This is a genomic window from Domibacillus indicus (assembly GCF_023715895.1).
Classification (GTDB): Bacteria; Bacillota; Bacilli; order Bacillales; family Domibacillaceae; genus Domibacillus; species Domibacillus indicus_A.
The window spans coordinates 1-472 of sequence record NZ_JAMBOO010000081.1 but is presented as its reverse complement, the minus strand read 5'-3'; the positions used below and the strand labels follow the sequence as shown (position 1 = coordinate 472).

1 protein-coding gene is annotated in these 472 nt (G+C 32.8%); it reads left to right on the top strand.

From position 1 onward, the window contains the following. The first annotated feature begins 129 nt into the window (after positions 1–129). Positions 130–471: a GNAT family N-acetyltransferase gene (locus M3221_RS25635; protein ID WP_251274823.1), complete on the top strand. Its 342-nt coding sequence runs from the start codon at positions 130–132 to the stop codon at positions 469–471. Position 472: the final 1 nt, after the last annotated feature.

Below are 472 nucleotides of genomic sequence, written 5' to 3'. Positions count from 1 at the left end.
AGCAGGTTAGTTGAAGAAAGACACCTCGGTTATAACGCTGTAAAATTAAGTAAAAGCCATTGGGAGGACCAAAACTTGAATATAGAAATATTGAGCTTTACTGAAAGAACTATCAAAGCTATTGATGTTATGAAGCTATATAATGATGTAGGTTGGTGGGAGGAAAGACTAGAACAAGATATTGAGGAGATGTTGAACAAAGTACAATCAGTGGGTGCGTGGAAAGGCGATACTCTTGTTGGCTTCGCAAGAGCTGTTTCAGATGGAAAATTTAGAGCGTATATTGAAGATGTTGTTATACATAGTTCATATTGTAGGAACGGTATAGGAACAAAACTGGTTTCAAAATTGATAGATGAACTTTCACATATTAATGTAATCAGTTTGTTTTGTGAAGAACATTTAATACCTTTCTATGAAAAAAACAATTTTAAATACAGCAAATCACAATATGTAATGCATAGAAAATAAT